Origin of the sequence: Desulfobacterium sp. N47 (assembly GCF_051233685.1) — a bacterium.
Taxonomy (GTDB): domain Bacteria; phylum Desulfobacterota; class Desulfobacteria; order Desulfobacterales; family RPRI01; genus RPRI01.
The window spans coordinates 1-7,765 of the sequence record NZ_JBAMMY010000274.1; the positions used below are offsets into that span (position 1 = coordinate 1).

Consider the following 7,765-nt stretch of genomic DNA (forward strand, 5'->3'; position numbering starts at 1 on the left):
AAACCGCAGGACAAAACAGGAAAAGGAAAAATCAACGACATAAAATCGCCGAACAAGGCGCTTGAGTTGACGGCGGAAAGCGCGGCGGTGGCGCTACGCGGCGAGGTTCTTGGCCGCCGCAACTCAGCTTGGTCGTTCGGCAAATATAGTGAGGTTCACTGATGCCCAAAATAGACCGCAAAGAGATGAGAAAAGGCCTATTCATAGCTCACCTAAGATCGATTTTGAAAAATCAATTTCAGGAACATAGAGAGTATTATGAATCGATGCAGCTTTTGCTTAAGAGCGAAGACAAGAGGATTTCTGACTGGATAGAAACCAAAATTGCAAAATATCCTCCTGAAGAACAAGATGAAGTCGGTGAATTGTATAGTGAGGATTATTGGAAGTTCAAGAGTTCAGTTCCAGCCATTCATAGGTCTGCTATTTTCATCACCCTTTATTCCGAACTTGAAGATGTACTAAAGTTTCTCTGCCGGGCTCTCGGTGCTGAGATCAAATCTAATATTCAAACATACAAATGGCGTGGTGGTATACTCGAAAAGTTTAAAGCATGCTTGGAAAAAGATATTGGCTTAGAAACGTCGAACATCGCTGTCTTGTTGGACGAAGTAATAAAAATAAGAAAAATTAGAAATGCTATAGTACATAACGGCGGCTGGCTTTATAAAGGCGAAATATCTGAAGCAGAAGTAATAGACTACATAATCAACAGAAGAAAAAGTGTTACTCTAAATGATAAAGGTGACGAATTCTATAGAATCGAATTAAGTGATGCGTTCATATTTGATATCATGGATATATTTGATCAGCTCTTGATGGAACTTCTTTCGAGTATATCAGATTGGGTAAAGACAAAAACTGCCTAACAAGAGCAATACAGCCGATCGCTACGCTCCGGCTGATTTTTTCGTTAGCAGAACCAAAATTACACAGGAGGAAGGGCTATGAAGGTTTCAGTGAAAGATTTATCCGTATCAATGGAGATCAAAAACAAGGGGGTGGAACTTGATGTTTACGATAATAGCGACAATCATCTCGGCGACCTAATCGTGACGAAGACGGGTCTTAATTGGTGCAAAGGTAAAACAACCCCTGCTAAAGGCAAGAAAATCAAATGGGAGGATTTCATTGCCCAAATGGAGAGATAGTACTAAGAAAACGCATAAGCAGGACGCAGCCAAAAAGCTACGTCACCGGTTAATCTGCCTTTAGCAAGAATAGAAAAGAGGTTTCAACATGACTACTAAGGAAAGTGCCATAAGAAGCATTCAAGAACTTCCGGAAAACGCTACTTGGGATGATATACAAGAACGGATCAACTTCGTAGCAGGGGTACGCAAAGGTCTACGCGAGCTTGATGAAGGTAAGGGCATACCTCATGAGCGCATTAGAGAGGAATTCAGGGAATGGCTTTCAAGTTGATCTGGTCTCCGACTGCGAAACTTGATCTTAAGGATATCGCGGCCTTTATAGCAGAAGACAGTTCCACAGTAGCCGAACGATTCATCGGGAGCCTTTTCCATGCTGTGGAGAGATTAGCCGATTTTCCGGAATCAGGGCGAATAGTCCCTGAGTTCAACGATCCTGCTATCCGTGAAGTGATTCGTAAGCCATGCAGGATTGTCTACCGGGTGCAGAGAGGAAAGCACATCATCGAGATTGCAAGGATCTGGCACGGGGCTAGAGGAAAGCCAGATATCTGACAATTGCTAACAACCGCATCAACCCGGACTGTCAATTCCGCTGCGCTACATTGCCAGCCGGTTACGCCGAGCGTTATGTGTAATAAGGAAAACGATTTATCAATGAATACAATTTACAGCTTAATTAGAAGCAAAACTGAAACCTGGGTAAAATTAGAGAAAGAAAGCAATCAATCTCTGATTAATAATACCTTAGAGCATATTGAAAAAACAGGAAGGCTCCGTCCCCCGCAAAGAGAAGCCATTGAAACTTATTTATGGATAAAATTTGCCAGCGAAAACAAAAGGCTTTCAGATATGGTTCGGGAAGGTCTTTTATATGACGATGTGGTCGCTCAAGATTACGACAATTTTCATACATTTAAAGGGAATTATGTAACACAATTCCTTAATCAATTCTTTCAGGACAATGCCCTCAAAAATCTACATAAGAAATTAGTCAATGACCCCACAGGAAATACGATTGACTGGAATATCCTGCTTGATGAACTTTTACATAATTTTGATTATTCAAACTACCTCTTCAGTCTTCCGATGGGGGCAGGTAAAACATTCCTGATGGCTTGTTTTATCTATCTTGACTTATACTTCGCTACGCTTTTTAAAAATGATAAACGATTTGCTCATAATTATGTTGTTTTCGCACCGCAGGCATCAAAAACAGCTATTCTTCCTTCTTTAAGGACGATAAAAGACTTTAATCCTGAATGGATACTGCCAAAAGAAGAAGCGGACAAATTAAAACAGATAATCACTATTGAAATATTAGACAGTTTAAGTTCAAAAAGAAAAGATAAACTGCACGGCAACAATCCTAATCTGGAAAAAGTAAATCGAATAAAACAGACTAAAGATTTCGGAATGGTTTTTATCACCAATGCCGAAAAAGTTGTACTTGAACGATATGACGATAAAGACAGGCCGTTGGTTGAAAATCTTAAAAGGGGTCAGATGAATTTACTGGATGAGCGCACCATTGATGATATTCAAAAAATAAATGAATTAAGAGAAGCATTATCCCAAATACCTGACTTAACTGTAATATTGGATGAGGTACATCACTCCTACGGCTCAACTGGCAATGGTGAGAAAAAACTAAGACAGGCAGTGGGCATTCTTAATCAGCATGGCAACGTCAATTCGGTTATCGGTTTATCAGGCACTCCATATGTTAAAACAAAGATTGAGATTGAAGGGAATAATATCAAACTGAATCAGATACAGGATATTGTTTATAATTATCCACTTAACATTGGCATTGGTAAATTTTTAAAAAAGCCTGACATCAGAAAAGCAAGCGTAAAAGAAAGTATATTTATTGAACAGGCTCTTTCTGATTTTTTTACAAATTATGATATTGAATATGAGAATGAAACAAAAAGTAAAGTTGCTTTTTATTGTCCTTCAATCAAGAAACTGAATGATGATATTCTGCCGATAGTCCGGAAATGGTATCAGAAAAACAGAACAGGAAAAGAAGATGAGATTTTTCGATATTATTCAAAAGTAGATAAAAAAAACAAACAGTATGAGCTTCCAAAAGAAAATCTTGCTATCTTTAATAATCTCAATAAGCCTTATTCAAAAAAGCGTGTCATTCTGCTTGTAGCTGTTGGAACAGAAGGGTGGGATTGTAGCAGCCTTACCTCCGTTGTGCTTCCACGGCAAAAAACAACAAAGAATTTCGTGCTTCAAACTGCCTGCCGTTGTTTAAGAGAAGTTACAGACGCATCAAAAGAAAACGCTTTGATTTACCTTTCTGCCGATAACTATGAAACGCTTGATAAGGAACTGAAAGAGAATTACCAGCTTTCAATAACTGATTTATCGGAAAAGAAGGAGCAGGATATTGCGGTACAGGTCAGAAAGCCGAAACTGGGAAAATTGACATACAAACAGATTGAGACAAAATACAAAATTGTGAAAAAGACTTCACCGGAAATAAAAAAGGAATTATCTGCATTTAGTTTTCCAGCCATCAAGAGTAAGTATTCTTATGATAGAAGTATTGTTTCCGGCAGTATCGGAAAAAGCGGTCTTACAGGTGAAGTCGCTATTGCAGATGTTAAAACAGACAGCGCAGCGTTTTTTGCATTTGAAGACTTTATATACAACCTTTCTTCTTGTACTTACGGGTTATTTTCAGAAGCGGATTTGTTCAATGGATATTATCAGGAATTAGCATCTGTTTATAAAAGCATTGAGAAAGAGATTGGATGGCTGGTATTAAATCCCAATCTTGACATAAGTGATGTAAACGGAATGATAGCTTCTTCATTTATGGACAGGGTTGAATACACAAAAGAAGTGATTGAACAGGAAACTGAAATTGAGCTGCTTGAATGGGAAGGCTCACATAATGAAATGAGCTTTGTTTCACCAAAAGGAGTAACTTATAAATTTATGCCGGAAATAAAACAGCGTGATTATCAAGGTAATAGAGGTTATGGGAAACATCCTGAATATATGGAAGATGATTTTTTCGGTGAAGACAACAACTGTGACCCGCAGGACATCAGCTATAACTACATTCCTTATAAAATGGACAGCGGATTTGAACAAAATGCACTTGCCGAAATGCTGAAATTAAGCGAGTTAAAAGACCTTGAAGTGTATTTCAACGGATACAAGGATGAGCGTTTGCAGTCTTTCTGGATACAGACACCAAGAGGACGATATACACCGGACTTTTTGATTTTAAGAAGGAAAGAAAACAAAAAATACAGGAAAGGGCAAATTATTCCGATTGAAAAGGCCATCATAATAGAAACAAAAGGAAAGCCCTATTATAATGATGAGTTCAGAGCAAAGGAAAAGTTTGTCAAAGATGAGTTTTTAAAACATAACAACCATTTCAGTTATCATTGTTTTGTCGATGACGGAGAAAATGATTTTACAAAACACCTTGATACATTCAAGCAGTTATTAAAGGACTTTTGATTATGAAAACACCGAAACAGTACAATATAACCCCTGCCAAAGGGCAGGCGCTTCTTAATTTTCAGGGCAGACGCTTTCCTGATAAGATTGATGTCTTTGAAACAGAACTGATTGAAGAAGTAAGAAACACAAAAGCCAAAGAACAGTCTTTATTTGATAAAGAAACTGTCCTTAACTCTGATTTCAGAAATCTGCTTATTCAGGGTGATTGTCTTTCGGCATGTGCTTATTTAAAGCAGCAGAATATCAAGGTTGACCTTGTATGCATCGACCCGCCGTTTGCAAGTGGGGCTAGTTATGCCAAGAAAATTTATTTAAGAAATGGTGTTGTATCTGAAGTTGAGGCTCAGGATAATACCATTGGTGAAGAAATAATGTATGGTGATATATGGCAAAAAGAGGACTTTCTAAATTGGCTTTATGAGCGACTACTTGCAATTAAAGATGTAATGAGCGAAACAGGGAGCATATATGTTCATCTTGACTGGCACATTGGCCACTATGTCAAAATATTATTAGATGAAGTATTTGGCGAAGAATTATTTAAGAATGAAATTATATGGTGCTATAGTGGCGGTGCTGTTCCTGTTGATAAATTACCTAATAAGCATGATGTTATTTACTGGTATTCAAAGTCTCCAGATGTGTGGACTTATAATCCTATCTACAAAAGCTATTCAGAAAAAACACAACAGAGGGGCCGAACTGCGGTTAAAGGAAATAATGCTGGATTAAGAGAAGAAGGCACGCCTATCACAGACTGGTGGACGGACTTAACTCCTGTAACAAGCCCAACAGACCCTGAAAAACAATATTATGTAACACAAAAACCTGAATCATTATTAAAAAGAATCATTAATCTATCATCAGAAGCAGGTATGATAGTTGCGGACTTCTTTTCTGGTTCAGGTACTACTGCTAAATCCGCTGAAGATGAGAAAAGAAAATTCATTGCCTGCGACATAGGCATAAACGCACTTCAAACCACAAGGGACCGTCTTGTAAAAGCAGGGGCAAGTTTCGATATTCTAAAAATCAAAGATGGTTTACGCCTTTTTCGTAACCCCGCACAGACGACTGCCAAAATATTCAGCATTATTGACGGCTTCAAATCACGAACGGATTTAAACTTGAATGAATTCTGGGATGGCGGTATTGCTCAGCCTAAAGGCACATATTCACCTGTCAAATTTTCGGGCATACACGATAAACTCACAAAAGAACTTCTCGATGTATATCTTGAAGAAATCTATATGCTGGAAGATACAACCAATAAAGCCAATGAAGTCATTATCATCTATGCTCATAAAGCCTTTGAAATTGACCAGGAATACTTGAACAAACAGCTTAATAAAACCGCTAAAACCGAATTGAAGGTAAAACTTGTTTCTCTTGATGATTTGCTCGGTGAAAAAAGAGACGCATTATTTACACCTGATAATGCGGATATAAAAGTTTCAAAGCAGGGTAGCAAGTACAAGGTAGAAATCAAAAAGTTTTTCAGTCCATACTTGAAAAACAAGATTGATGATTATAATGCCAGGAAAACTAAAAAAGGAACAATAGAACAGGATTTATCAAAGGCAGTAAAAATAAGCAGTACCGGACTTGAACTGATTGAAGCCGTTCAATTTGACACTACACTAATAAAAGTGTGGAAAAGTAATCCTGATTTAGAAGATAAAGCAGGTATCAAAGAGAAGATAAAAGGTGTTTACACCCTTGATACTGACAAATTCAGGATTAAGATTAGAAATATTGCGGGGGACGAAATAATAATTGATAATGAAAAAATAAACACATAACAAAAAAATCCAGCGGACGCAAAAAGCCGCGCCGCTGATTTGCATGTTAGGCTTCTCTTGATGAAAGTAAAATTAAGTAGAGGAGGGACAGAATGCCACAATTATCAAGCGTTTCTGTTTATCAATTCAAGGTAACCTTAAGGGACAGCAAACCCCCAATTTGGCGAAGGATACAAGTGAGGAGCGACACAACTCTTTACAAGCTTCATCACACCCTACAGGTAGTGATGGGTTGGTCTGATTATCATCTTCACCAGTTTGTTATTCATGGGGTATATTATGGTACACCTGACCCTGAGTTTGACTTTGAGGTTAAAAACGAGAAAAGAGTAAAGCTGAATCAGGTAATTTCTGGGGAAAAGGAGAAGTTTGTCTACGAATATGATTTTGGTGATAGCTGGAAACATGTGATTTTACTTGAGAAGATTTTGCCTTTAGACCAGGAGGTAGCCTATCCCATTTGTCTTGCTGGCAAACGGGCCTGTCCACCAGAGGATTGTGGAGGAATATGGGGTTATTATGATTTTCTGGAAGCGATTCAGGATCCTAAACATCCAGAGCATGACGAGATGCTGGAATGGGTAGGAGGCAGCTTTGACCCGGAAGAATTTGATCTGGATGCAATAAATGAAGAAGTAAAAGCCTAACAAAATAATCCAGCCGACCTCGTAAACTCGGCGGCTGATTTTTGCGTTCGGTCGATAACAAAAGATAGGAGATTACTAATGAAGGCAGAATTCACAGCAATCATAGAGCCCGCACCCGAGGGCGGCTTTTGGGCTATTTGCCCGGAGGTACCTGGCGCCAATGGACAGGGTGAGACGATAGAGGAAACCAAGGTTAATTTGCGGCAGGCTATTGAATTGATCTTGGAGGATCGCAAGGCTGACATTCTCCGAGGGTTGCCTGACGACACTATTCAAGATACGGTGATGATTGGATGAAACGACGAGACTTGGAGCGAAGGTTGAGAATCGCAGGTTGCTACCTGAAACGGGAAGGGGCCTCACATTCACTTTGGATTAATCCGAAGAATGGAGCGACGGAAGCTGTCCCACGGCACATCGAGATCAAAGAACCATTGGCAAAGAAGATTTTGAAGAATCTTAATGCAGATTAAATGACCGAACAAGGCTAATGCAGCCGACGCAAAAAGCCGCGCGGCTGATTAGCAGCGTTCGGCACTACTGGCAGGAGGCAGCATGGCAGATAAGCAAATAAAAAAGAAAAATTATCGAGAACTGTTCAGAGAAATTGATATGATGTGTGGGGAAGTCAACAATTCTGACTCAACTGTTGAGAAGGAATCAGAAA

At 39.0% G+C, this 7,765-nt stretch carries 9 protein-coding genes; all 9 read left to right on the forward strand.

Annotated features, from left to right (window positions below):
• Window positions 1-161: 161 nt before the first annotated feature.
• The 9 genes from VXK47_RS17450 to VXK47_RS17490 all read left to right on the forward strand — a co-directional run bounded on the left by VXK47_RS17450 (window position 162) and on the right by VXK47_RS17490 (window position 7,571).
• The gene (locus VXK47_RS17450; protein ID WP_435550062.1) at window positions 162-869 is read left to right on the forward strand and encodes a hypothetical protein; all 708 of its coding nucleotides are present in this window, start codon (window positions 162-164) and stop codon (window positions 867-869) included.
• Window positions 870-947: 78 nt separating this feature from the next.
• Window positions 948-1,151 carry a hypothetical protein gene (locus VXK47_RS17455; protein ID WP_435550063.1) on the forward strand — a complete coding sequence of 68 codons (204 nt, stop codon included), beginning with the start codon at window positions 948-950 and terminating at the stop codon, window positions 1,149-1,151.
• 88 nt (window positions 1,152-1,239) lie between these two features.
• Window positions 1,240-1,425 carry a hypothetical protein gene (locus VXK47_RS17460; RefSeq protein WP_435550064.1) on the forward strand — a complete coding sequence of 62 codons (186 nt, stop codon included), beginning with the start codon at window positions 1,240-1,242 and terminating at the stop codon, window positions 1,423-1,425.
• Entirely contained in the window at window positions 1,410-1,706 is a 297-nt protein-coding gene (locus VXK47_RS17465; RefSeq protein WP_435550065.1) for a type II toxin-antitoxin system RelE/ParE family toxin, read from the forward strand. The genes VXK47_RS17460 and VXK47_RS17465 overlap by 16 nt, the downstream gene beginning before the upstream one ends.
• A gap of 102 nt (window positions 1,707-1,808) precedes the next feature.
• A complete protein-coding gene (locus VXK47_RS17470; RefSeq protein WP_435550066.1) occupies window positions 1,809-4,646 on the forward strand; it encodes a hypothetical protein in 2,838 nt (945 codons plus the stop codon).
• Window positions 4,647-4,648: 2 nt separating this feature from the next.
• Window positions 4,649-6,451, forward strand: coding sequence for a DNA methyltransferase (locus VXK47_RS17475; RefSeq protein WP_435550067.1), 1,803 nt, complete (start codon window positions 4,649-4,651; stop codon window positions 6,449-6,451).
• Window positions 6,452-6,543: 92 nt separating this feature from the next.
• The gene (locus VXK47_RS17480; protein WP_435550068.1) at window positions 6,544-7,098 is read left to right on the forward strand and encodes a plasmid pRiA4b ORF-3 family protein; all 555 of its coding nucleotides are present in this window, start codon (window positions 6,544-6,546) and stop codon (window positions 7,096-7,098) included.
• A 78-nt stretch (window positions 7,099-7,176) separates the two neighbouring features.
• The gene (locus VXK47_RS17485) at window positions 7,177-7,395 is read left to right on the forward strand and encodes a type II toxin-antitoxin system HicB family antitoxin (RefSeq protein WP_435550069.1); all 219 of its coding nucleotides are present in this window, start codon (window positions 7,177-7,179) and stop codon (window positions 7,393-7,395) included.
• On the forward strand, window positions 7,392-7,571 hold the full coding sequence (locus tag VXK47_RS17490) for a type II toxin-antitoxin system HicA family toxin (protein ID WP_435550070.1): 180 nt from the start codon (window positions 7,392-7,394) through the stop codon (window positions 7,569-7,571). Before VXK47_RS17485 ends, VXK47_RS17490 begins: the two co-directional genes overlap by 4 nt.
• Window positions 7,572-7,765 lie beyond the last annotated feature (194 nt).

What these genes read in the sequence shown, in the direction of transcription:
- VXK47_RS17450 (WP_435550062.1), top strand. Translation starts at nt 162, where the DNA reads ATGCCCAAAATAGACCGCAAAGAGATGAGAAAAGGCCTATTCATAGCT.
- VXK47_RS17455 (WP_435550063.1), top strand. Translation starts at nt 948, where the DNA reads ATGAAGGTTTCAGTGAAAGATTTATCCGTATCAATGGAGATCAAAAAC.
- VXK47_RS17460 (WP_435550064.1), top strand. Translation starts at nt 1,240, where the DNA reads ATGACTACTAAGGAAAGTGCCATAAGAAGCATTCAAGAACTTCCGGAA.
- VXK47_RS17465 (WP_435550065.1), top strand. Translation starts at nt 1,410, where the DNA reads ATGGCTTTCAAGTTGATCTGGTCTCCGACTGCGAAACTTGATCTTAAG.
- VXK47_RS17470 (WP_435550066.1), top strand. Translation starts at nt 1,809, where the DNA reads ATGAATACAATTTACAGCTTAATTAGAAGCAAAACTGAAACCTGGGTA.
- VXK47_RS17475 (WP_435550067.1), top strand. Translation starts at nt 4,649, where the DNA reads ATGAAAACACCGAAACAGTACAATATAACCCCTGCCAAAGGGCAGGCG.
- VXK47_RS17480 (WP_435550068.1), top strand. Translation starts at nt 6,544, where the DNA reads ATGCCACAATTATCAAGCGTTTCTGTTTATCAATTCAAGGTAACCTTA.
- VXK47_RS17485 (WP_435550069.1), top strand. Translation starts at nt 7,177, where the DNA reads ATGAAGGCAGAATTCACAGCAATCATAGAGCCCGCACCCGAGGGCGGC.
- VXK47_RS17490 (WP_435550070.1), top strand. Translation starts at nt 7,392, where the DNA reads ATGAAACGACGAGACTTGGAGCGAAGGTTGAGAATCGCAGGTTGCTAC.